General features: G+C 64.6%; 15 protein-coding genes. 13 read left to right on the top strand and 2 right to left on the bottom strand.

What is annotated here, in order from left to right:
• Window positions 1-405: 405 nt before the first annotated feature.
• The 7 genes from D3872_RS10225 to D3872_RS10195 all read left to right on the top strand — a co-directional run bounded on the left by D3872_RS10225 (window position 406) and on the right by D3872_RS10195 (window position 11,375).
• Window positions 406-1,614, top strand: a complete 1,209-nt coding sequence (locus tag D3872_RS10225) for an ATP-grasp domain-containing protein (RefSeq protein ID WP_119810680.1) — start codon at window positions 406-408, stop codon at window positions 1,612-1,614.
• Window positions 1,611-2,879 (top strand): IucA/IucC family protein, encoded by a 1,269-nt coding sequence (locus tag D3872_RS10220; RefSeq protein ID WP_220476922.1) that lies wholly within the window; start codon window positions 1,611-1,613, stop codon window positions 2,877-2,879. Before D3872_RS10225 ends, D3872_RS10220 begins: the two co-directional genes overlap by 4 nt.
• 82 nt (window positions 2,880-2,961) lie before the next feature.
• Entirely contained in the window at window positions 2,962-4,659 is a 1,698-nt protein-coding gene (locus D3872_RS10215) for an MFS transporter (RefSeq protein ID WP_229459251.1), read from the top strand.
• A 16-nt stretch (window positions 4,660-4,675) separates the two neighbouring features.
• Window positions 4,676-6,508 (top strand): IucA/IucC family protein, encoded by a 1,833-nt coding sequence (locus tag D3872_RS10210; RefSeq protein WP_119810679.1) that lies wholly within the window; start codon window positions 4,676-4,678, stop codon window positions 6,506-6,508.
• Window positions 6,499-7,734: a type III PLP-dependent enzyme gene (locus D3872_RS10205; RefSeq protein WP_119810678.1), complete on the top strand. Its 1,236-nt coding sequence runs from the start codon at window positions 6,499-6,501 to the stop codon at window positions 7,732-7,734. The genes D3872_RS10210 and D3872_RS10205 overlap by 10 nt, the downstream gene beginning before the upstream one ends.
• A 189-nt stretch (window positions 7,735-7,923) precedes the next feature.
• Window positions 7,924-10,056 carry a TonB-dependent receptor gene (locus D3872_RS10200; protein ID WP_119810677.1) on the top strand — a complete coding sequence of 711 codons (2,133 nt, stop codon included), beginning with the start codon at window positions 7,924-7,926 and terminating at the stop codon, window positions 10,054-10,056.
• A 200-nt stretch (window positions 10,057-10,256) separates the two neighbouring features.
• The gene (locus tag D3872_RS10195; RefSeq protein ID WP_119810676.1) at window positions 10,257-11,375 is read left to right on the top strand and encodes an HAF repeat-containing protein; all 1,119 of its coding nucleotides are present in this window, start codon (window positions 10,257-10,259) and stop codon (window positions 11,373-11,375) included.
• Here D3872_RS10195 and D3872_RS10190 read toward each other — a convergent pair.
• Entirely contained in the window at window positions 11,336-12,496 is a 1,161-nt protein-coding gene (locus tag D3872_RS10190; protein WP_119810675.1) for a serine hydrolase domain-containing protein, read from the bottom strand. The genes D3872_RS10195 and D3872_RS10190 overlap by 40 nt on opposite strands.
• A 318-nt stretch (window positions 12,497-12,814) precedes the next feature.
• Between D3872_RS10190 and D3872_RS10185 the strand changes: the two genes are divergently transcribed.
• The 6 genes from D3872_RS10185 (at window position 12,815) to D3872_RS10160 (ending at window position 23,511) form a co-directional block, all read left to right on the top strand.
• Window positions 12,815-15,061 carry an EAL domain-containing response regulator gene (locus D3872_RS10185; protein WP_119810674.1) on the top strand — a complete coding sequence of 749 codons (2,247 nt, stop codon included), beginning with the start codon at window positions 12,815-12,817 and terminating at the stop codon, window positions 15,059-15,061.
• Window positions 15,058-18,897, top strand: coding sequence for a response regulator (locus D3872_RS10180; protein WP_119810673.1), 3,840 nt, complete (start codon window positions 15,058-15,060; stop codon window positions 18,895-18,897). Before D3872_RS10185 ends, D3872_RS10180 begins: the two co-directional genes overlap by 4 nt.
• Window positions 18,898-18,959: 62 nt before the next feature.
• Complete coding sequence (locus D3872_RS10175) at window positions 18,960-19,151, top strand: hypothetical protein (RefSeq protein WP_119810672.1); 192 nt, start codon at window positions 18,960-18,962, stop codon at window positions 19,149-19,151.
• 12 nt (window positions 19,152-19,163) lie between these two features.
• Window positions 19,164-19,850, top strand: a complete 687-nt coding sequence (locus tag D3872_RS10170; RefSeq protein WP_119810671.1) for a DUF4336 domain-containing protein — start codon at window positions 19,164-19,166, stop codon at window positions 19,848-19,850.
• Window positions 19,851-20,113: 263 nt separating this feature from the next.
• Window positions 20,114-20,530 (top strand): nucleoside diphosphate kinase regulator, encoded by a 417-nt coding sequence (rnk, locus tag D3872_RS10165; RefSeq protein ID WP_119810670.1) that lies wholly within the window; start codon window positions 20,114-20,116, stop codon window positions 20,528-20,530.
• 164 nt (window positions 20,531-20,694) lie between these two features.
• Window positions 20,695-23,511 (top strand): sensor domain-containing diguanylate cyclase, encoded by a 2,817-nt coding sequence (locus D3872_RS10160; RefSeq protein WP_229459250.1) that lies wholly within the window; start codon window positions 20,695-20,697, stop codon window positions 23,509-23,511.
• 510 nt (window positions 23,512-24,021) lie between these two features.
• Here D3872_RS10160 and D3872_RS26410 read toward each other — a convergent pair.
• On the bottom strand, window positions 24,022-24,347 hold a 326-nt coding region (locus D3872_RS26410; protein ID WP_229459249.1), incomplete at its 5' end, for a transposase.

Raw genomic sequence — 24,347 nt, 5'->3', positions numbered from 1 at the left:
CCATCAAGGCCGGTCGCTTCAAGTTCCGTCGCGTGATGCACCAGATTGCATCACGCGCTAGTTGCAAATGATTCTCATTTGTATTAAGATCACACCACTTGACTAGCATTCTGCTGACGGCGCCTCATAGGTGCCCGTCCGTTTGAAGTGCATGTTCATATCCCTTTAGCCAGCCAGCCGGTCTTCAACCTGGACCGCCGCCAGTCAAATTTGTCCTGACAGGGAGCGCGAAACGCGCCATTCCGTCGGCTGGCTGCTGATGCATTCCGTCCTCTTCCAGTCGTGCCTGCCGAGTCTTCTGACGCGTGGCCGGCCGGTGTCGTCGTTCCCTGTTGCGTAACGCCAATTCGAGTTCAATAAGCCAGCGGCTTCTCGGATAGCGGAACGATTTTACTGAGGAATCGAATGCAAGAACTGATCATTCTCGGCCATGTGCCGACCGATTCTGTCAACGACGGCTTTATTCCGGCGGCGCAGCAGCTTGGCCTGTCGGTGGTCTTGTTGACCGATCACGCAGAAGCGCACAGGCAGTATTTCAACCAGGACGGGCTTGCCGCCTATCCAACCGAGATCATCGCGTGCGATGTTTTCAATCCGCTCGCTGTCATTGGCGCGCTCACCAGCCGCAAACGCAGGCCGTCGGCGGTGTTCTCGAACAGCGACCACCTGCAGGCCAGCACCGCGATCGTGGCGGACTACTTCGACCTGCCGCGCAAGGACTGGCGCGTGGCCTATCGTGCGAAAAACAAGGCCGAGATGCGCGCCGAACTGCAAGCGCGCGGCGTGGACGTATTGTGGCATGCGGTCGTGTGCGATCCGGCTAGCCTCGCGCAAGTCGCCGCCGAAACGCCGTTCCCATGCATCGTCAAGCCACGAGAGGGGGTGGCCAGCCAGCAGGTCACCTTGAGCCGCAATGCCGCCGAACTGGAGGCGCAATGTGCCGCTGTCTGGGCCGAAGAGCCGGGCTTCCCGCTGCTCCTGGAGGAGTACATCGATGGCCCGCTCTACACGCTGGAAACGCTGGGCGATGGACGCCAACTGACTGTGCTTGGGGGCTTCCAGGTGACGCTTTCGCCGCCCCCCTATTTTGTAGAACTCCAGGCGAGCTGGGGCACAGGACTGGCGCCTGAAGAAGAGGCCGCGGTGGTGGAGACGATACGCCGCTTTGGCATCGGTTTCGGAGCCTGTCATACCGAATTCGTCATGTCGGCCAAGGGGCCGCGCCTTATCGAGATCAACTATCGCAACATTGGCGACTATCGTGAATTTTTACTGCAGGACACGCTCGGCATTCCATTGTTCGAAACCGTTCTCCGGCTCTACCTTGGACAGTCCTTGCCGTCGCTGACTCTTGCGCCGAACGCGGCATTGATCCGCTATTTCACTGCGCATTCTGCTGGCGATCTGGCCGATGCACCCGAAGCATTCGTGGAACGCGCGGACGGCCTGAACGTGAGCTACAAGCCGCTGCGCAAGGTCGGCGAGGTCATCAACGTCACCAACTCGAACAAGGATTACGTCGGGGTGCTGCGCGGCACAGGTTCCGATGCAGGATTGCTGGCACGGGAGATGGACAGGATTGGCCGGTCACTGACCTGGAGGATTGCAGCTTGAACGCGATTGCCGAAACCAACCGACCCGAAGCCGGCGCGCCGGATCTTTCTGAACATGAACAGCACATCTGCCGCCGCGTGCTTGACACGCTCCTGCGTGAAAACGTACGTGGGTGTGTAAGCCAATCCGCGCGCCTGCCGAGCGCGGCCCTGCCAGCCAGGCACGCCGGCCACGCCATGATGACCGACACCTGGCTGCATGTTTCTCATTTCGGACCGGGCAGTCTCTGGATCCCGGTGACTCCGGCCGGTTTCATGCAGGACTGGAAGAGCGCTGGACTTCCGTGGCTATGGCAGGAAGGTTCGCGTATGACGGAACTCCATGCGCTTGAACAGATTCTCGATTGCTTCGCACAGGGTTTAGCTGCCGAGGAGGCTTCGCTGTTCGAGGCGTTTGTCGGCGAGTGCACATTGGCGGTATCGCATCGCGCACGCTGCGAATCAGAACGGGAACGCTGGTTCGGCGACTGGCGCGCATCGCACGCCGGCGCCACCGGCGCCGACCTGCCGGATTGGCATGCACGCCTGTTGCACTACGACAGGCTGGCGGCCTTCCTGGATCATCCGTTCTACCCCACGGCGCGCGCCAAGCTTGGCTTCGACGACGCTGCCCTTGCCGGCTACAGCCCGGAATTCCAGGTCCCCTTTCAATTGCGCTGGCTGGCCGTGCCGAACGTGCTGCATCATCCCAGCGCGGAGCGAGACCGAGGGTTGCCTGCGTTATGGCCGCAGATGGAGCACGTCGGCTTGCCCGCGACCCTGGCCGCTACGCATGTGCTGATGCCGGTGCACCCCTTCGTCTGGGAAAACCAACTCGATACCTACTTAAGCGAGAGCGGCCTGCGCGAACAGGCGATCCGTGCGCCCCGGCCTTATCTTTCAGTGGCTCCAACGCTGTCGGTGCGCACCGTGGTGTTGCTCGATGCGCCGGAATGGCACTTGAAACTGCCGTTGACGATGCGAACGCTTGGGGCGAAGAACATTCGTACCATTAAGCCAAGCACAATCGGAGACGGCCATCGCATCCAGACCCTGCTAGGGCAGATCGTCCTGCGCGAGCCGATGCTGGCCGGGCGTGTGCTGCTGACCGACGAGGAGTGTGGTGCGCATGTCGACCATCGTGTGTTCCTCGGCTATATCTTGCGTCGCTATCCATCCGCTGCACTCGAGGACAGCACCCTGATTCCGGTCGCCGCATTGATGGCACCAACGCCAGGGCGCAAGCTGGTGGCCGAAGAGGCCGGCGGTACTGCTTCATGGCGGTGAACGATCGGCCTTCTTCGAGATTACCTTGAAGCTGACGCTGCGCCTCGCACCTGTTCTTTGGCTTGCGTTACGGCATTGACGCTTGATCGAAACCAGCAGAATTTCCGTTCGCCGTATTCAACTCGGAACGAACCACGCCTGCGCTTGCTGTTGGAAGGACAACGACGCTGCCCGCATCCATTTCGAAACCCCCGGCAGCGTTGGCCAGGGCCCTTGCGCTTCACTTGCCGGCCTGCAGGCGAACGGCTATTTTGTGCCTGACGAGCTGCCACTGGCGCAGATGTTACCGACGATTACCCTGCAGCGAATATCAGCTTGTCTCGTCGAGCGTTTCGCGCAACCGCTGGGCAGGCCTGCCGCTGCCTTGTACGGTGGCAGGTACTTGAACAAGATCGACGCCCGGATACTGATCCGAATTACGAGCGGAAGGGGGGAGAGCGTCGCGCTGCGCCAGCAGCGTTCTGCTAGAGGACGAACGGCTGCATATCAAGTACCTGCTGATCGCCGCCACCTTGGCAAACAAGGCCGACACAGGAGCTGCGGACGTCAACAAGTTCTATGGCAACAGCGCGCCGAACTTCCTGCGGCCGGAATGCACACGATGACCAGGGATTCACACCGCTTTGTCCTCGGCACCGTCATGCTCGGTCACTTCGTGGCCGCATTCGCGGCGCTGGGCATGCCGCCGTTCTTCGGCCTGATTCTCGACAAATCCTTGCATAGCGATGCCGCCTGGCTCGCCGGTTGCCTGTATGTGCTGCCGATCTTCTTCACGGCCATCAGCAGCCCCTGGTGGGGGATGCTGGCCGACCGCTACGGCAAGAAGTTATTGCTGCTGCGCGCCCAACTCGGCCTTGCTGGCAGCTTCTTGTTGGCGGGATTCGCACCGAACGTTTGGGTGTTCGTGCTGGCACTGCTGCTGCAGGGCGTACTCGGTGGGACCTTTTCCGCCTCCAATGCTTACCTCGCCACCGTGTTCAACGGCGCCGCGCTGACGCGCAGCCTGACCTTGATGCAATGGTCGGCCCGGGCTGCGCTGGTCGTGGCGCCGACCGGACTCGGGTGGCTGATTGCGACGGCTGAGTCGCCGCTCGTTTTGTACCGCTATGTGGCTGTTCTCCCGTTGGCTGCAGCCTTGTTCATCTGGCGCCTGCCGGATCAGTCTTCCACAGCGCAAGCTCGGGCGCGGGAGCCGGTCCAGGCGACGACAGCGCAGGCGTCCCCTGCGCAGATTTACTGGCTCCAGTTTGCTTTCATTTTTGCCACGGTGATCACGTTCCCGTACTTCGTGCCTTTCCTGAGTAGCCAGGCCGGAATCGAGTCCTCCGCCATGGCTGGCCTCATGTTTGGCCTGCCACACCTGGTTTACCTGGTCGGCGCACTGCCACTGTCTCGCGGTATGGGGCAGAGAACGCGAATCTTGTCCCTCGGGCTGTCCTTTCTGCTGGTTGCTGCTGCATTGCTGGGTCAGGCTTGGGCGCCCTCGCTGCCGGCAATGGCGATCTGGCGTGCCGCGATGGGCCTGGGAATGACCGCTGCCTATATCAGCCTGCATGGCCTGATCGCCGGCCTGGTCAACAGCGGTAACGCCGGGGCCACGTTCGGCTGGTTCGAGAGCAGTTCCAAGTGGGGTGCGGTACTCGCCGGCCTGACGGCCGGAGTTGCCTCGCACGCGCTGGACGTGAGAGCCCCTTTCGTAGCCGGCGCGCTCGTCATGTTCGCCGCCGGCTGCTATCTCGCGGGCTTGGCCGTTCGACGCCATCGCCTATGTCATTCCTAGCTGGGAGAAATCAATCATGCAAATAACTAATTCAATGCGGGCGCACAATCCAGAGCGCGCCGCGCAACAGGATGCCGGTCGCCGTTCGATGGAAACGCTGTTGAACTGCTATTGCCGCGAGGTGGCCGAGCCTCACGGCTACGTGAGCGTGGGGCCTCTGTTTGGACAAAACGACTGGCCCCAGTCGGTGCGGATGGCCTTGAGCCAGGCCGGCGGCAGCGTGATGCACGTCCGTTTGGCGAAGACGGAAGCGCGCCTGCTGGCGGTGGTCGATCATGCTTCGCCGACCGGCAATTATCGTTACCACTCATCCTTCTATTGCAAGCTTCCGGCCCGGCCCTGGACCTTGCTGGAACCGGACTCAATGGCCAGCCTGCTGTTGCGCGAACTATCGCTGCAAACGGACACTGGTTTTAACGAAGAGCTGATGCAGCAAATCCGTGACAGTGTCGGGGTCACGGCGGCGATATTGCAAGCGGGGTGCTCCGGGCCTTTCCCGGCGTCGCCGCTGCAGGCATTTATCGCGTCCGAGCAGTCGTTGACGTTTGGCCATCCGTTTCATCCAGCGCCAAAAAGCAGGCAAGGCGTGTCGCACGAGGACATGCTGCGCTATTCGCCGGAAATGGGCGCCAGCTTCCCATTGCACTACTTCGCGGTGCGCCGTGAATACCTATTGCAACAATCGGTACTGGCGGAGAGCTGCGATAGCATCGTTGCCCGGCAGGCCGGCATGGTGCCCGAAAAGGACTATGCGCTTGTTCCCACTCACCCGTGGCAGGCGCGCTATCTGCTTGGCCACCCAGAGGTCGTGCGGGCAATCCGTGATGGGCGGATTCGCGACCTTGGACCGCAGGGGGAAGTGTATTTCCCCACGTCCTCGATACGCACCTTGTTTAGCCCCGGGGACCCGTATTTCTACAAGTGTTCACTGAATATTCGAATCACCAATTGCGTACGCAAGAACGCTATCTACGAGCTCGAAGGCGCTCTCCAGGTAACCCGCATCATGCGCGAGCTGATGCCGGACCTGCGGCGACGCTTCCCGGGCATGCAGGTCATGGAAGAACCGGCATTCATGTCGATCGACCTGAAGCTGGACGACCGGGAGCGCAACAGGGAGGTGGTCGAAGGATTCGGAATGATCTTGCGCGAGGCGTTTCAGGACTCGCTGGAGTCCGGCGTCACACCCCTGCTTGCGGGCTCCTTGTTCGGCAATCATCTCGAAGGCGAGGCGCGCCTGCGCGAGCTGCTCTCTCCATTGGCGCAGGGCCAGGCAAATCCAGAGTCCAAAGCCATCGAGGACTGGTTCTCGCACTATGTGATGCACACCCTGTATCCGGTGCTGTACTGCTATTTCGCGCACGGCGTTATCTTCGAGCCGCACCTGCAAAACGTGGTGATCGGGGTGAAGGAAGGCGCGCCGCGCCAGGTATTCCTGCGCGACTTTGAAGGCGTCAAGCTGCTGCAGGAGCGCTACGACGAGCGACAGCTCAAGGATGTCAGCGCCCGCGGCCGTGAAGCCCTCTGGTACAGCAGCGAACTGGGATGGAAGCGGATCGCTTACTGCCTGTTCGTCAACAACTATTGCGAGGCGATTGCGCAACTTGGCGCTGGCAACGCGGTTTTGCAGTGTCGCTTGTGGGAAATCGTGCGGCATCACCTGCAGGCCTTCCAGCGCGAGCATGGCGATGCCGCTTCGGCACTTCGCATTGACGGTTTGCTCAATGGCGAAGCCCTCCCTGGCAAGACCAACATGCTGAACCGCTTCCATATGCGGGCAGATCGCGCTACGACTTATGTACCGGTGAACAATCCGATGGGCAGGACGGAGGCAAGGGCATGGAGCTAAGACTCGCGGAGGTGTTCGATTCCTTGAGAAACGCCAAGGCGGTCAGCGCCGAACCGCTTTGCGCCTATGTCTACGACCTGGAGGGTCTGCGGCGCCATGCGGAACGCGTTACAGCCAGCTTACCGGAGGGCTATGAACTGTTCTATGCAGTCAAGGCCAACTCTGACGAGCCGATTCTTCGAACGCTCGCGCCATTGGTAAAGGGTTTCGAGGTGTCGTCGGGGGGCGAGTTGGCTTGGGTGCGTGCGCATTTTCCGGACACGCCAGTCATCTTTAGCGGACCCGGAAAGCTCGACTCCGAACTCGACGGTGCGCTGGAGCATCGGGTCGAATGCGTGCATGTGGAGAGCCAGCATGAGTTGAGGAGGCTGGCGACGCTTGCCGAGCGTCGCGGCATGGTGCAGGGTGTCCTGTTAAGGATAAACCTGGCGGTCGAGAACCTGTCCGAAACCAGTTTGATGATGGGCGGAAAGCCGACACCATTTGGCATTCCCGACCAGCAGTTGGAAGAGTGCCTGGCCCTCTTGCAGGGGCAGGCTGGTATCCGGCTGCAGGGCTTTCATTTCCACCTGCTGTCGCATCAGCTCGACGCGCATGCACACCTGCAACTCGTGGCGGCCTATTTGGCGCAAGTGAGCGCATGGTGCCGGAAGTATGGCCTGGACATCGGCCAGGTCAACGTCGGCGGCGGGATCGGCATCAATTATCGGCAGCCGGACCGCCAGTTCGATTGGACGGCGTTCTGCGCCGGCCTGGCGACTTTGCCGGAGCGGCATTCTTTGCCCGGAGTGGCCATTCGCTTTGAGCTTGGGCGTCATCTTGCCGCCAGTTGCGGCTATTACGTGATGGAGGTCATCGACATAAAGCGTAGTTTCGGAAAGACCTTTTTAGTCGGGCGGGGCGGCACCCACCATTTCCGCACCCCGCATGCGCAGGGGCACAGTCACCCATTCCATATCCTGCCGTTTGAAGAGTGGGCTTATCCGTTCCCGCGCCCCCAGGCCTGTGGCGAGCAAGTCTCGGTGGTAGGTCAACTTTGCACGCCGAAGGACCTGTTGGCATTCGATAAGACGATTGAAAGTGCGCGTTGCGGCGATCTTGTCGTGTTCCCGTATGCCGGGGCCTATGCCTGGCACATTTCCCATCATGATTTCTTGCGCCATCCGCATCCTGCGCGATGGTATCTGCCTGTGGAAGAGCGGACAGGCATTGGCCCCGATGCGTGATCCCGTCAACTCCGACTACCTGGATCGGCAAAGCTGCGGCGTAGGCACATGGCCTGGAAGATTCCTTGCAAATGAGAATAAGTCTCATTACAATGCGGTGGTGAAAAAATGGCAATCTCAGGTTTCGCGTGATGCATCGGAGACGGTGTCTGCACAAACATTTCCACTTCTTTGTTAAAACTTTAAAATATGAAACTGCAACCCAAACAGCCAGCCCTGCTCGTCGCCCTCGCCGTACAGGCGCTGTCCGTCCCGGCCGCCGCACAATCGGCCTCCACCTCGCCCGTTGTCGAACTCACGACGATTCAAGTCGTCGGCAAGAATGACAACAGGCTCTATAACGAGCCCATTGCAACGAGCGCTACCCGTATCCAGGCGCCGTTACGCGACGTCCCCCAGACCGTCAATGTCATTCCGGCCAAGGTTTTACAGGACCAGGCGGCCCAATCGATGGAGAGCGTACTGCGCTTCGTGCCAGGTGTGGGCTTGTCGCACGGCGATGGGCAGCGCGACCAGGTGACGATCCGCGGCTTCTCCGCCATTTCCGACCAATTCATTGACGGCCTGCGCGACGATGCGTTGTACTTCCGGGACATGTCGAATATCGAGCAGGTCGAGGTCGTCAAGGGGCCTGCTTCGGTCCTGTACGGCCGCGGTTCATCAGGTGGCTTAATCAATCGCATCACCAAAAAGCCCGGCGTCGACAAGAGCGAGTTCAAGGCACAGGTCGGCAGTTGGAACCAGCGTCGCGCCGAAGCTGACCTGGCACGTACCCACACGAGTTCTGGCCTGGCTTTCCGGGTTACGGGCGCGGTGGAACGCGCCGACAGCTACCGGGACCAGCAGTTCCTCGACCGGAAGGCTATCGCCCCCTCGCTGCAAGCGCGTCTTGGCGCGGACACGACCGTGCTGGTCCAGGCGGAGTACCTCAACGATAAACGTGTCACCGATTTCGGCATTCCGGCGTACAAGGGCCGCCCGGTTGATGTTGGGCCAGGTGCATATTATGGCGCGGCCAACGCCGCCCAGGTCGACACTTCCGAGGCTACTGTCAAGGCCATCGGATTCACCGTCCAACACGAATTCAGCGATACCCTGCGCCTGCGAAATGCGTTCCGGCATTACGATTACACGCTCGCGCGCTTCAATACTTTGGTCGGCTCGGTCAATGAGACTGCGATGACAGCGTCGTTGAATCGCACGCAATTACGGCGTGCCGAGGATGGCTGGTTCAATCAGACGGAATTGGCGCAAACACTCACCCTTGGCGGGATGAAACAGCAGATCCTGTATGGCGTCGAGTTCGGGCAACAGGACAAGGACCAGGTTAACCGCTCGAAGAGCGCTGTCGCCACAGTCGCCTTGTTCAATCCGGTTTTGCCGGTATTGCCGCTGGATGTCACCGCGGCGCCGGGTACCGACAACCTTGGCGTCATGAAAACGGCGAGTGTGTACGTGCAGGACCTGATCACCCTGGCCCCACAGTGGAAGGCTTTGGCCGGCGTGCGCTTTGACCGCTTCCATCAGCAGACCATCGAGCGCCGCGCTGGCCAGCCGAACCTCGATCGCACAGATCGTGCAACGAGCCCTCGCGTAGGTGTTGTGTACCAGCCTGATGATGCTCAAGCGTGGTACGCCTCGTTCAGCAAGTCTTTCCAGCCCTCAGGCGAAGCCTTCCCCTTGGCAGCGAACAATGCCCAGATCGCTCCTGAGGAGACCACCAACCGTGAAGTGGGCGGGAAGTTCGATTTTCTCGACGGTGAGCTGACTGCTGGCGCGTCCTTGTTCCGCCTGGAGCGCACGAACATGAAGGCTACCGATCCGGCCACCAATCGCCTGGTACCGATCGGCGTCCAGCGCACTGATGGACTCGAACTGACACTGACCGGCCAGTTGCCCCAGGGTTGGCAAATCTGGTCGGGATATGCCTGGCTGAATGCGAAAATCACTTCGTCACCGGCAGTGGACAACAGCGATAACGTCATCAAGGGTGTGCGCGTGCAGGGGAAGCGCGCGACGCTGACGCCACGCCACAGTGCAAACGTCTGGCTGACCAAAACCATCGGCCCCAATTTGCGTGCAGGCGCCGGCCTGACCTATGTGGGGGATCGCTTCGCCAATCCTGGCAACACAGTCGTCCTGCCGGGCTTTGCCACCGTTGACGCGATGCTCGGCGGCCGCCTCGGTCAGTTTGACTTGCAACTCAACGTTCGCAATCTTTTCGACAAGCGATACATTGTGTCAGCTCACGGCACTGCGCCCAATCTCAACATGCCTGGTGCGCCGCGTTCAGCACATCTGACGGCGCGCTACGCTTTTTAACTAGCACCGCCTGTAAATCCGCCTGCCCGGAACGGGGCAGGACTAAACCGAGTGTCCGGATCCGGACACTCACTCGCATCCACAGCGCAGCGTTGTATTTATTTCATCCATTTTCCCGTATAGTTACCTCGCTGCACCGCTTCAGCCTTACCCCCGGTTTCACGCTATCCCCCGCTCATAGTTGAAGGAAAGGAATCGCCATGCCCAGAGCTGTCAAAGCGTCGTTGTTGCTACTCCTGCTGGCCACCGCCCATGTCGGCGCCGTCACTACCGAATCGGTCATCAAGCGGCTTGGCATCGTCGCCCCCAATGCCGAAGCCAGCGTGGCCTGGGACATCAATCCCAAGGGCCAGGTTGCCGCCGTGCTGGAAGATGAAGACGGCCGCCGCCGCGCGATCCTGTTTGACAAGGGCAAGGTCACGGAACTGGGATCCCTCGGCGGCGATTACAGCGAAGCGCGGGCAATCAATTCCAACGGCGAGATCGCCGGCGCGGCGCAGGCGGCCAACGGCCACTGGCGCGCCTTCAAATACGACAGCGGCGGCGGCATGCGCGATTTGGGCACGCTGGGCGGCGACGGCAGCTACGGCCTGGCTATCAACGACGCAGGCGACGTCGTGGGCTATGCCGACGATTTCGGCGGGAATTTCCGGGCGTTCGTGTACCGCAACGGGGTCATGAACGACCTTGGCACGCTGGGCGGAAAAATCAGCTACGCGGCGGGCATCAACAACGCCGGGCAGGTGGTCGGCACGGCGGCAAACGAGTACAACTACCGCCACGCATTCCTGCACGACCCGGCACGCGGCATGGTTGACCTGGGTACGCTGGGCGGCAGGCAAAGCTCCGCTGCGGCGATCAACGATGCAGGCGTGGTGGTCGGCGCATCGGAAACAGCGAACCGCAGGTGGCATGCGTTTATCCATGATGGCACCCGCATGGTCGACCTGGGCGCGCTGATCGGCTACGGCTCCAGTTTTGCCACCGGCATCAACAACGCCGGCCACGTGGTTGGTACCGTCGTGATGATGAACGAGCGCCGCTCGTTTGTATGGCGCGACGGCAAGATGATCGTGCACCAGGGCGGAAAGGCCCTGCATCTCACCAACAGCATCAATGCAGCCGAACAGGTCGTCGGCGCCACCTACGACCGCAAGCTGTATGCTGCGACGATGGCATCGAGCGCGGTGCCGGTTGCCGACCATGGCGGTTCGAAGTTCATGCTGATCATTACCATGAGCGTGCTCGCCGCAGGCGCGCTGGTGGTCTGGCGCAAGCGTTACCGCGGGATCGCGCTGGACGGCGCGAAGCCCGCCTGATACAGCGTGCGGAGCAGCGCCTCGGCGGCCCTGGCCTGCTCCTCTTGCGGCATGTCGGTGTTATTCAGGATGATGACGCTCTTGCCCTCGCCAGGCACCCATGCCAGCAGCGATTTGAAGCCGCCGGTCGCGCCCGACTCCCACGCCACCGTGCGCGGGAGCCCGCCCAGCTCGAGCGTCTTGACCCTCCCACCCAGCGCGTAGTCCTGCTCGGCAACCTCGATGCTGGAAAGTTCCTCGCGCGATTCTTCCGACAGAAGGTCGGTTTCATACACCGTCTCGGCAATCCTGCCCAGGTCCGCTGCCGTGCTGTAGATCGTGCCGCTGGCGGCCGCATACGCCAGGTGCGTCGGCATTTTCACTTGGCGCGTGCCGGCCGCATAGGCCATTCCGGTTCCCGGGATCTTGTCCAAAGGCATGGCAGGCACCCCGGTTGAATGTGCGCCGGCCGGACGCAGCACCAGCCGGTCGATGGCCTGGGCGAAGCTGGTGCCGGTGACACGTTCGATCACCGCCGCGACTACCACCCATCCGGCCGGCGAATATTCCCAGCCCCGGCCCGGCGCAAACCGCGGTTCGCCGGCCGTGAAGCGCAGGGAGGCATCCAGGTACGTCAGCTTGAGCTCGGCAACCGCCTTGTCCTTCTCGTATTCGTCCATCGCGCCGCCTGCAACACCCGATGTGTTCGACAGCAGGTGGCGCAAGGTCACTTTGTAGGCGATATGTTCCGGCAGCTCGGGCAGGTAGGCGCCGACCCGCGCGTCCAGGTCGAGCTTGCCCTGGTCGACCAGCCGCAAGACCGCCACCGCCGTGATCCACTTGGAGATAGCGCCAACCTGGAACCGCGTGCCGGTCTCGACCGGCAGCCGTCGTTCGATATTGCGCAGCCCATAGGCGCGCGCCGTCGCCGCGTTGCTGTTGCCGCCGCGAAGCAGCACGACGCCGCTGAAGCCGGCGCCGAGGTGCCGGGCCACCAGCGCGTCCAGCGCCGCGTCGGCGATGGTCGCCGCCGGCAGGTCGCTCAGTTCTTCGCGCGCGCCGTCACGTTCTTCCTGCTGGACCGTGGGCGCGCAGGCAGCCAGCATGGCCAGGGACAGCGAGAGGACAGCCTGACGCATCATGAAAGACCCCGAAGCATTAATTATGAGTAGCAATCATACCGCGCGGCAGCCGAGGCTGCTGGAACTGTCGAGTGCGAAATCGGCCAGCGGTAAAGGGTATTTTTCGCCCGCGCCCGCTACATGCCAGACCCGGTGGACTAGAATGAAACGAGGTATACACCGATGGACGCCAACACCGGGGCCGGCTGCGATCCTCCCAACAACAATGCCGCAGCTGTCCAGATTGGCCGCCGGGGCAGGGTGGAGAATGGATACAGCGCATGCTGCCGGCCGACAGCAGGGACGTAGCACGATCGGCCATGCCGGGGAGCCGGCCCTATGAGTGCGCTCGCGGACGGCGCGGGCGAGGCTGGGCCGCGCGACGGCGGACCTGGCATCCTGCTGGTCAATGACGACGCGGGCGCCCTGTTCGCACTGCGCGCCATTCTCAGCGACCTCGACGCGGACATCGTCACCGCGCCATCCGGTGATGAAGCCTTGCTGCGCCTGCTGAAGCAGGACTTCGCGGTCGTGGTGCTCGACGTCAAGATGGCCGGCCTGGACGGCTTCGAAACGGCGCGCCTGATCCGCAAGCGGCCGCGTACGCTCCACACCCCCATCGTTTTCCTGACTTCCCACCGCGCCACCGACCTGGACCGCGCCAAAGGCTACGCGCTGGGTGCGGCGGACTATATCTTCATGCCGGTCGCGCCAGAAGTGTTGAAGGAAAAAATACAGGTCTACCTCGATGCCGCCCGCACCGAGGCGCTCAAGGCGCGCGAAGCGGTGCAGCGAGAAGCGGTCATGGCGGGCCAGCTGCCGGAGCAGGGCGAGGCACCGACAGTGGCCGCCGCACCCGGGCGCGCCCCGGGAATACCCGAGCGCGGCCCGCCCGGGTGCGAGGACGCCGAACGCCTGATCGCCGAACATGCCGGCGACTTCGTGGCGCTGCTGGCCAGCGACGGAAGCTGGCTGTACGCCAGCGCAAGCTACCAGCGCGAGTTCACGCTGAGCGTCCAGCCGCACGGCAACTACCTCGACATCGTCCACCCGGATGACCGCGACCGCATCCGTAGCGCGCTGGCGCTGCTGGCCGACGGCGCCGCGCCGCGCCGCCTGCAATACCGGGTACACGGCCAGGCCGACCGCTATCTGGAATCCGAGTTCAATCTGGTGTGCGTGCCGCCCGGCGCGGTGGCGCAACTGGTGGTAGTGTCGCGCGACATTACCGAGCGCAAGGAAATGGAAGCCTATGTGGTGCACCAGTCCTTCCACGATCCCCTGACCGGCCTGCCCAACCGCCTGCTGCTGCTGGACCGGCTGCACCAGGAAACCGTGCACCGCGAGCGGCTGCACCCCAACGTGGCGGTGCTGTGCATCGACATCGACCACTTCAAGGAAATCAATGACACCCTCGGCCACGCCGCCGGCGACCGCGTGCTGCAGGACGTGTCCGAGCGCCTCGGCGCCTGCGTACGCGACGGCGACACGGTGGCGCGCATCGGCGGCGACGCGTTCGTCGTCATGCTGCCCGGCCTGCACGACATCGACCATGCGGCCTTGGTGGCCGACAAGATCATCGCGGCCATCGCGGCGCCCTGCCACATCGAGGGCAGCGAACTGCACCTCACGTCCAGCATCGGCATCGCGATCTTCCCGGACGACGGCGCCAGCGCCGACACCCTGCTGCGCAATGCCGACATCGCCATGTACCACGCCAGGCGCGACGGCGGCGGCCGCTTTTCCTTCTTCGCCCCGGCCATGCAGGAGGCGGCCAACCGGCGGCTGGCGATGGGCGCGGCCCTGCAGCGCGCGATCGCGGGACGGGAGTTCGTGCAGTACTACCAGCCCAAGGTGTGCGCCACGGACGGCAGCATCTGCGGCTTCGAGGCGCTGATCCGCTGGCCGCAGCCGGACGGCAGCTTCATTTCGCCCAGCGTCTTCATCCCGATCGCCGAGGAAACCGGGCGCATCGAGCCGATCAGCGCCTGGGCGCTGCAGCAGGCCGGCAGCGAGCTGCAGCGCTGGCAGCACGAGGGCATCCCGGCGGTGCCGATCGCGGTCAACCTGTCGGCGCTGCAGTTCCACCGCGCCAGCGTGGCGTCCGATCTGGATGCGGTAGTCAAGCGGGCCGGCATCGAGCCCAGGCTGCTGGAAGTCGAGCTGACCGAAACCGGCCTGATGAGCGATCCGGCGCTGGCGGTCGAGACCCTGCACCGCATCCACGACATGGGCATGGAAATCGCCATCGACGACTTCGGCACCGGCTACTCCTCGCTGGCCTACTTGAAGCGCCTGCCGATCGACAAGCTGAAGATCGACGCCTCGTTCGTGCGCGACATCACCACCGACCCCAGCGACGCCGCGATCGTGCTTGCCATCATTACGCTGGCGCATGTCCTGAACATGCGTGTGATCGCGGAAGGGGTGGAGACCGGCGAGCAGGTGGCCTTCCTGGTCAAGAACGGCTGCGACGAAATGCAGGGCTACTACTTCAGCAAGGCCGTCAACAACGATGAGGCGATCGGGCTGCTTCGGCGCGGCCCCTTCGACCTGGGCCAGCCGCCGACGGAGACAAGGACATGACACAGGAGCCGGCAACACCGGACCGGCGCATCGCCGCACGCCGCTCGGGCGACGCGATGCGTGCGGTTTGGGCGGGCGATGGCGGCGTCGACATGCACGACCCCGGGATGCAGGCGGCGGTGCTGCGCGCGCTGGATGCCTTGCGCGAAGGCGACTTCAGCGTGCGTTTGCCGGCCGAATGGCCCGGCATCGACGGCAAGATCGCGGAGGCCCTCAACGACATCGCGCTGGGGCAGGAAAAATTGGCGGCCGAGATCGAGCGGGTGTCGAACACGGTCGGCATCGAGGGCAAGCTCGGCAGCCGGCTGGTATTCGACAAGGTCGGCGGCGCTTGGGGCCGCGAGGTGCGCAGCATCAACTCGATGCTGGACAACCTGGTGCAGCCGGTGCGCGAGGCGGGACGGGTGATCGGCGCGGTGGCGCGCGGCGCCCTCAACGAAACCATGCAGCTCGATTTCGACGGCCGTCCGCTGAAGGGCGAGTTCGTCAAGAACGCCAACACCATCAACGCCATGCTCAGCCAGCTCAACAGCTTCGCCGGCGAGGTGACCCGGGTGGCGCGCGAGGTCGGCACCGAGGGCAAGCTGGGCGGCCAGGCCCAGGTCACCGGCGTGTCGGGCGTGTGGAAGGAGCTGGCCGATAGCGTCAACCTGATGGCGAACAACCTCACCGACCAGGTGCGCGGCATCGCCAAGGTGGTCACCTATGTCGCCGAAGGCAAGCTGAACAAGCGGATGATGCTGCCGGCCCGTGGCGAGGTGGCGGCGCTGGCGGAAACCATCAACGACATGGTCGACAAGCTGGCCACCTTCAGCGAGCAGGTCACGCGGGTGGCGCGCGAGGTCGGGGTCGAAGGGCGGCTGGGCGGGCAGGCGTTGGTGCCTGGGGCGTCCGGCAACTGGAAGGACCTGGTCGACAGCGTCAACGAGCTGGCGGCCAACCTGTCGACCCAGGTGCGCGCCATCGGCGAGGTCGCCACCGCGGTCACCAAGGGCGACCTGGAGTGTTCGATCCAGGTGGTGGCGCGCGGCGAGGTGGCCGACCTGAAGGACAAGCTGAACCAGATGATCCGCAAGCTGCGCGAAACCACCGAGCACAATACCGAGCAGGACTGGCTGAAGACCAACCTGGCGCGCCTGACCCGCATGCTGCAGGGGCAGCGCGACATCGTCAACGTGTCGCGGCTGCTGCTGTCGGAACTGGCGCCGCTGGTTGGCGCGCTGCATGGCGTGCTGTACATGATGCAGGCGCCGCGCAAGGGTGAGGCCGGGCCGTCGCGGCTGCGGCTGGTGGCCAGCTACGGCTACCAGGAGCGCAAGAACCTGTCGAGCGAATGGGCGGTCGGCGAGGGGCTGGTGGGCCAGGCTGCGTTCGAGAGGAAGCGCTTCCTGATCGGCAATGTGCCTGACGACTACGTGCAGATCGTGTCGGGCCTGGGCCAGTCGGCGCCGCGCAATATCGTGGTGCTGCCCATCCTGCTCGAGGACGAGGTCAAGGCGGTGATCGAGCTGGCAGGATTCGAGCCGTTCCGGGCCATCCACCTGAGCTTCCTCGACCAGCTGGCGCAGGGCCTGGGCATCGTGTTCAACGCGATCGAGACGGCGGTCGGCACCGAGACCCTGCTGCGCCGCCAGGCTGAGCAGCTGGAAGGCGAATTCCAGTCCCAGCAGAGTCAGCTGCAAGAAAGCAATGCCGAGCTGGAGCGCAAGGCGCACGAGCTGGCCGACCAGAACGCCGAAGTCGAACGCAAGAACCGCGAGATCGAGGAAGCGCGCAGCAGTCTGCAGGAAAAGGCCGAGCAGCTGAGCCTGACGTCGAAATACAAGTCCGAGTTCCTGGCCAATATGTCGCACGAGCTGCGCTCGCCGCTGAACAGCCTGCTGCTGCTGGCCGAGCAGATGAGCCAGAACCGCGAGCAGAACCTCAACGACAAGCAGCTGGACATGGTGCGCATCATGTACGCGTCCGGCCGCGACCTGCTGCACCTGATCAACGACATCCTCGACCTGTCGAAGATCGAGGCGGGCGGCGTGACGCTGGAAATCGCCGACGTCGACGTGCGCAAGGTGGCCGACGAACTGGACAACAGCTTCCGCTACCAGGCCGCAACCCGCGGACTGGCGTTCACGATCGAATTTTCGTCCGAGCTGCCGGCCGTGCTGCGCACCGACGGCCAGAGGGTCAAGCAGGTGCTGACCAACCTGCTGTCGAACGCCTTCAAGTTCACCAGCAAGGGCAAGGTGACGCTGTCGGCCAGGCCGGCGACGTCCGGCTGGAGCCCGGACAACGCCACCCTGGCGAACGCGCCGCTGGTGGTCGCGTTCAGCGTCACCGACACCGGCATCGGCATCGCGCCGGACAAGAAGAAGCTGATCTTCGAGGCCTTCCAGCAGGCCGACGCCAGCACCTCGCGGCGTTATGGCGGCACCGGGCTGGGACTGGCGATCAGCCGCGAGATCGCCCGCCTGCTGGGCGGCGAGCTGGATGTCGAAAGCATCGAGGGCAAGGGCAGCACCTTCACCTTCTACCTGCCGCAGCAGTTGCAAGGCGAACCCGCCGCGGCATCGGTCGTTTCGCCCGCGGTGCGCGCAGCAGCCTGGGCCACGGAGCCACAGGCGCCGCCCGAGGCCGCCGGCGGCGCGCGGCCGCTGCTCCTGATCATCGAGGACGATCCGGTGTTCGCGCGCACCCTGAAGGACCTGGCCACCGAGCGCGGCTTCAATACCCTGGTCGGCGCCTCGGGCGAGGAGGGCAGCCGGCTGGCGCAGCGCTTCCGTCCGGATGCCATCACGCTCGACCTCGGCCTGCCCGACGTCGATGGCTGGGTGATCGCCGACCGCCTGCAGGCCGACCCCGGCACCCGCAGCATCCCGGTGCACGTGATCTCGATCCGCGACCGGCCGCAGGCCGCTGCCGCCCACGGCGTGGCCAGCTACACCACCAAGCCGGCCGACTTGGCGACGCTGGGGCAGGTGTTCTCCGAAATCACGGTGCATGCCACCGCGCGGCCGCTGCGCACCCTGCTGCTGATCGAGAACGACCTGGCCAAGCGCGACGCCATCATCAAGGCGCTGGCGCGCGAGGACAGCGTGTTCGACGCCGTCTCGAGCGCCGCCGATGCGCTGGCGGCGCTGCGCAGCCGGCCCTACCACGGCATCGTCATCGAGTTCGACCAGCCCGGCATCGACGGCATGGCGCTGCTGAAGGAAATCCGCAGCGACGCGGCGCTGGCGGCCATCCCGGCGGTGCTGTACTCGGAACGCCAGCTGGACCCGGCCACCGCGCGGCAGGTCGGCGAGCTCGATGCCGGCGTGATCGGCGACAACGGCTCCGCCGTCGGCGAGGTGACCGCCGGGGTCACCACCTTCCTCGAACGGGTCAAGCTTGCGCTGCCGGAAAGCAGGACGGGCGGGGCTGCGGCGGTGCCGGTGGGAGATGTGTTGCGCGGCAGGTGCGTGCTGATCGTCGACGACGACGCGCGCAACCTGTTCGCGCTGACCGGCCTGCTGGAAGGCCGCGACATGAAGGTGATCGCCGCCGAAACCGGCCAGGAGGCGATCCGCCAGTTGAACAGCACGCCCGGCATCGAGATCGTCCTGATGGACATCATGATGCCCGACATGGACGGCTACGAAACCATGCGCCGCCTGCGCGCCGACCCGCGCTTCGCGCGCCTGCCGATCATCGCGCTGACCGCCAAGGCCATGCTGGAAGACCGCACCCGCTGCCTGGCCGCCGGGGCGTCGGACTATGCGTCGAAGCCGGTCGACAGCGAGCAGCTGCTGGGCCAGCTGGCGGTGTGGCTGGCCGAAAAGACGGTTGCCGGGACCGCCTGAAATATTAGTCGTTGTGCAACTTGCTTGACAGATGTATATTCGAGGGTCCAGGGGAGAACGCAATGAGACACGACCGCACGGATCGCCAGACGGCGATCAGGGTAGAGAAAGGACTGATCATCCAGGGCAGCTCGTCGACACGCGAGGCGGCCCAGTACCTGTCGGCGCGCGGCGTGCCGCTGCACGTGGCCCGCCGCGTGCTGCTGACGCGCCACCGGCGCGACATGAGCAGCTCGGGCGCGCTGCCGAACTAGGACGGGCCGCCCGTGCTGCAAGCAATCGCCCCCAACCTCTGGCATCTCCAGCACGAATTCACCGTCTTCGGCATCAAGGTCAGCACGCGCATGACCGTCGTGCGTTTCGAGGACGGCCGCCTGTGGCTGCATTCGCCGGTCCCCCTCAGCCAACCCGTGCGCGAGCAGCTAACAAGCCTCGGCACGGTCGCCTTCATCGTCGCACCCAGCAAGACGCACCACCTGTTCGCGGGCGACGCCGCGCGCGCCTTTCCCGGCGCCGCGCTGTATGGCGCACGCGGGCTGGCCAGGAAGCGTCCGGACCTGGTCGGCCTGAACGCCATCGGGCCGGCCATCGATCCCGCCTGGGCGCATGAGCTCGAGCAGGTGTTCATCGACGGACTCCCCGTGTGCCATGAGAGCGCCTGGTACCACAAGGCTTCGCGCACCCTCATCCTGACCGACGTGTGCCAGTGGTGGACGAGCGAGGCGGGGATGGTCGGCCGCGCCTACGCCATGCTGACCGGCGTGAGCAGCCGGCTCGGCGTGCCGCGCACGGTGCGCCGCGCGATCCGCGACCGCGATGCCTTTGCCGCCAGCGCCCGCGCCATCCTGGCCTGGCCGTTCGAACGAGTAGTCGTCGCCCACGACGCCATCGTCGACAAGGATGCCCATGCCGCGGTCGAACGCGCATTTGCCGGGCTGGCCGGAGGTCCCTGAAGAAAAGCCGCGCCCGGTATATACTAGGGCTGACTGTCCATTTCCTGATTATCGTGATAACCAAGCGCTTCCACCGCATCTTGTCCCCGCGAGACATCGCCTGGCTCTCCCAGGCTCGGTGAGGACACTGCACATCCGCGCGCTTCTTCGTTCTCCCGAGCCAGCTCCCTATTGATTTCGAACCGCCCGCGCCTTGCGCCCGGCGGACCCATTTCATTATCGATCGCCCGGCCCGCGCCGGTGCAGTCCCATGGAGTTAAATCATGAACAACCTGAAACCAACGATTATTGTCTCGGCCCTGGACATGGAACGCCTCGAGGCGCTCCTCGATTCGCTGCCGTCCGCGCAGGCCGGATGCCGGGATGCCCTGCTGGACGAACTGGCGCGCGCGGAGGTGGTGCCGTCCGGCCAGGTGCCGCCTGGCGTGGTGACGATGAATTCGACCGTCCGCTTCGCCATCGACAGCCTCGAGGGCAGCCACACGCTGACCCTGGCCTACCCGAAGGACATGGACGGTACGGAAGGGCGGGTGTCGGTGCTCACGCCGGTCGGCAGTGCTTTGCTCGGGCTGTCCGAAGGCGACAGCATCGATTGGCCGCGGCCGGACGGCGCGCCGCTGCGGCTGACGGTATCGGAGGTGCTGTACCAGCCGGAGCGGGCCGGCGAGCCGCACCGCTAGGATTCCGTTGGCGCCAGTGCAGGATCGCCCGTCACTTGTCAATAAAAACATAAAGTTGTCTTTTGTTAATCGCCATTTCTGTGGAATAATCGCTGCTTCTTCCGCGATAGTGCATTAACGAGGGACGTCAATTGCTAGACATGTTTGCATCGGACAGGGAGGTCATGCTCTGGGAAACAGAGCTGCCATCCTTGCGCGGCGCCGCGCGCCTGCATCTTGCCGTCCGCCTTGCGTGGCACCTGCGCCAGCGCAGCCCGCAGCGCGCCGCCGCGCTGGCTGCCGAGATGGCGCCGCTGCTCGCCCTGTTGCCCGATCGCGCCCGCCGCGCCGCCGAGGCGCGCTTCGCGCTGGTCGAAGGCGAGCGCCTGTGGCTCGATGCCCGGCTTGACGATGCCGATGCGCTGGCAGGGCAGGCGCTGGCCGCATTCGACGCCATGGATGACGCCTGCGGACGTGCCGACGCCCACTGGCTGCGCGCATGGATAGCAGGCGACCGCGGCGACACCGCCGGCGCCGAGGCCGGGCTGGCCGCCGCCGCGGCCGATGCGCGCGCCGCGGGCGACGCGGTACGCACCGATGTGTTCGACGCCGCCGCCGCGCTGGCGGCCGTGTTCCGCGACCTGAACCATGCCAACGGGCAATGGGACCGGCGCTTCGATCTTGACGCTGCGGGCCTGCATCCGGCGGCTGCCGGCTGGATCCACGACTTCTTCGGCACCGCTGCCTTCCAGGCCAGCGACTTCGGGCGCGCCGCCCCGCTGCTCACGCGCGCCTTCCACGCGGCGATGGACAGCGGCCAGCTGCGCCGCGCCACCAATCTCGCCACCAATATCGGCAACGCCTTCATCGGCCTGAATGCCCACCACGCGGCGCTCGAATGGATGCAGCGCGGGCTCGACCTGGCGCGTCCGACCGGCTGGCCGATGTGCGTGGGCCTCGGCCTGATGCAAAGCGCCGAGACGTTGCGCCAGCTGGGCCAGCGCGAAGCGGCGGTCGGCCTGCTGGGCGAGGCGCTTGCGGTGCTGGCGCCAGTGCTGCCGCAGTCGCGCGGCTATGCCATCGCGCTCGAATACCAGGGCGACCTGGCGCTCGACGCCGGCGACTATGAGCGCGCGCTGGACAGCTTCCGCCAGCTCGAGGAGCGCGGCGACACGCTGTGCCAGGCCGATTTCCGCAGCGGCGCGCGGCGCGGACAGGCGCACGCGCTGTCGCACCTGGGCCGTCCGCAGGAAGCGCTGGCCGCGGCCGACGCCGCGCTGGCGCTTGCGCGTGGCTATGGCGACGCCGGCAACCAGATCGCCGCGCTCAAGGTGCTGGCCGAAATCCACGCGCGCCACCAGTTGCCGGCGCCGGCGGCGATGTCCGGGGCCAGCCCCGCGCTGCACTACCTGCAGCAGGCGCTCGACCTGGCCGCCTCGATCGAGGGCTACGCCGTGCCCGGCGACCTGCTGGACGCCGTCGCGCGCGAACATGCCGGCGACGGTGACTACGCCAGGGCCTACGAAACCGCGCTCCGCGCCAGCGCCGCGCGCGAGCAGACCCACAGCCAGGAAGCCACCAACCGCGCCATCGCGATGCAGGTGCAGTACCAGACCGAGCGCGCCGAAACCGAAGGCGCCCACCACCGCGAGCTGGCGGCGGCCGAAGCCCAGCGCGCCGAAGTGCTGCTGCAGACCAGCGCGACGCTGGAGCACCTGTCGGCCATCGGCCAGGAGATCACCACCCACCTCGACGCCGCCGCCGTGTTCCGCGCGCTCGACCGCCACGTGCACGGCCTGCTCGACGCCACCCACTTCTCGGTGTTCATGATCGAGCCGGACGGCCGCTCGATGCGCTGCGTCTTCGGCGTCGAAGACGGCCTGCCGCTGCCGCCGCTCAAGCTGAAGCTGTCCGACACTCAGGCCAATTCGGCGCGCTGCGTGCGCGAACGGCGCGAGATCCTGGTCGAGATCGACGAGGATGACCACACCCCCAACCTGATCCCCGGCACGCTGCAGCCGCGCAGCCTGCTGTTCGCGCCGCTCTTGATTGGCGAGCGCGTGATGGGCGTGATGACGGTGCAGTCGCTGGCGCCGCGCGCCTACGGCGAGCGCGAACGGCTGATTTTCCGCACCCTGTGCGCCTACGGCGCCATCGCGCTCGACAACGCCGACGCCTACCGCCAGGTGGCCGCCACGCTCAAGGCCTTGCGCACCACCCAGGCACAGCTGGTGGAAAAAAACCTGGAGCTGGAAGAGGCCTACAAGGCGCTGGAAGACGTCAGCCTCACCGACCAGTTGACCGGCCTGCGCAACCGCCGCTTCTTCCTGCAGCACGTGGACGCCGACGTGGGCCTGAGCCTGCGCAGCTACGACGAGCCGATGCGGGCAGGCGCGGCCGACCGCGACGGCCCGCCGCGCGACCTGGTGTTCTTCATGGTCGACATCGATCACTTCAAGGAAGTGAACGACCAGTACGGCCACGCCAGCGGCGACGCGGTGCTGGTGCAGATGCAGGAGCGCCTGCGCGAGGTATTCCGCGAATCCGATTACCTGATCCGCTGGGGCGGCGAGGAATTCCTGGTGCTGGCGCGCGCCACCTACCGCGACGACGCGAAACTGGTGGCCGAGCGTATCCGCAGCGCGGTCGCTAACCGCGACTTCACGCTGCCGGACGGCACCCGCCTCAAGAAGACCTGCTCGATCGGCTTCGCCTGCTTCCCTTTCCTGCAGTCGCAGCCGCGCGCGGTGTCATGGTCGGAAGTGGTGGAATTCGCAGACCAGGGTCTGTACCTGGCCAAGCGCTCCGGCCGCAACGGCTGGGCGGCCATCTACAGCACGCCGGACACGCAGCCGGAGGGACTGGTGCCGCGCCTGATCCATCACTTCGAGGATGCGCTGGCCGTGGGCGAAATCAGGCTGGTGACCAACCTCGAAAGCCCGGCCATCGCGGCCGGGCCCAAGAAGCGCAGGCTGGTGCTGCAGGCCGGCCTCAAGGCTTAGAAGGTCTAATAAAAAATCTCTAGTCGTACCGTCAACAGATGAGCGAACATGCGATGGCGACGAAAGCCTGATGTTGCAGCTGTAGCCGGTATGCTTGAGCATGAACTGCATCAGCTTTCGAAAAATTTTATACGGAGGACTCGTCCGCTATCGTTAAGGGTTGTCCGATGTCGGCCGCTTCCACAGACCTGAATTGATGCGCGCAAGCGTTCCCGGCCGGCGTTGGGCAAGCCCCGAAGGAGGAAACCGCGGGAAGTTTAGTTGTCGTCAGCCTTTGTCATAGGCTATGGCGATTTGACCGGCGCCGTTGGCTGGGAAGGTGCCAGTTGGAGCGGGCGAGTTGGCATCGATGGCGTATATAAGACCTGAAACGGTCACGGGGGGCGTCGCCTGTTCGGTGGTTAATCGATTGAAATTGAGACGCTGCGGCAGGACAGGCAAAGGAGCTCCGCATCGGTTTTGGCCGACGGTCGACGCGCTTGTGGCGCAAGCCTATGTTGTCGTTGTCGCTCATGGAGGTGCTCCCTGGTGCCGTGCTGGTGCCTGAATTGCTTTGATCGGCAAGAAGATGGCGGTGATCGCCATCGGCGCGCCGCAGTGCCGGCAAATGAACATCGTCGAATTGCGCTCGACAGGCTGTGTGTCGACGGCGGGCGCCGGGACGCGCAGTAATGCGCGCGCCCTGGCCAGGTTGGCCTTGCGTCCCGCGTTGGCGAACAGCCCGTAGTGCCGGATCCGGTGGAAGCCGCTGGGCAGGACATGCAGCAGGAACCGGCGCATGAACTCGTCGGCGCCGAGCGTCATCGTCTTGTGCATCTGATCCTTGGCACGGTAGT

This window comes from Massilia cavernae, from assembly GCF_003590855.1.
Taxonomy (GTDB): domain Bacteria; phylum Pseudomonadota; class Gammaproteobacteria; order Burkholderiales; family Burkholderiaceae_D; genus Telluria_A; species Telluria_A cavernae.
Note: the sequence above shows the minus strand (reverse complement) of the source record. Positions and strands in the feature narration are given on the sequence as shown.

Excerpts from the sequence above, each read along its gene's own strand:
- rnk (WP_119810670.1), top strand. The coding sequence starts at position 20,114 with ATGAACAACCTGAAACCAACGATTATTGTCTCGGCCCTGGACATGGAA.
- D3872_RS10195 (WP_119810676.1), top strand. The coding sequence starts at position 10,257 with ATGCCCAGAGCTGTCAAAGCGTCGTTGTTGCTACTCCTGCTGGCCACC.
- D3872_RS10185 (WP_119810674.1), top strand. The coding sequence starts at position 12,815 with ATGAGTGCGCTCGCGGACGGCGCGGGCGAGGCTGGGCCGCGCGACGGC.
- D3872_RS10175 (WP_119810672.1), top strand. The coding sequence starts at position 18,960 with ATGAGACACGACCGCACGGATCGCCAGACGGCGATCAGGGTAGAGAAA.
- D3872_RS10180 (WP_119810673.1), top strand. The coding sequence starts at position 15,058 with ATGACACAGGAGCCGGCAACACCGGACCGGCGCATCGCCGCACGCCGC.
- D3872_RS10190 (WP_119810675.1), bottom strand. The coding sequence starts at position 12,496 with ATGATGCGTCAGGCTGTCCTCTCGCTGTCCCTGGCCATGCTGGCTGCC.
- D3872_RS10210 (WP_119810679.1), top strand. The coding sequence starts at position 4,676 with ATGCAAATAACTAATTCAATGCGGGCGCACAATCCAGAGCGCGCCGCG.
- D3872_RS10225 (WP_119810680.1), top strand. The coding sequence starts at position 406 with ATGCAAGAACTGATCATTCTCGGCCATGTGCCGACCGATTCTGTCAAC.
- D3872_RS10160 (WP_229459250.1), top strand. The coding sequence starts at position 20,695 with ATGCTCTGGGAAACAGAGCTGCCATCCTTGCGCGGCGCCGCGCGCCTG.
- D3872_RS10205 (WP_119810678.1), top strand. The coding sequence starts at position 6,499 with ATGGAGCTAAGACTCGCGGAGGTGTTCGATTCCTTGAGAAACGCCAAG.
- D3872_RS10200 (WP_119810677.1), top strand. The coding sequence starts at position 7,924 with ATGAAACTGCAACCCAAACAGCCAGCCCTGCTCGTCGCCCTCGCCGTA.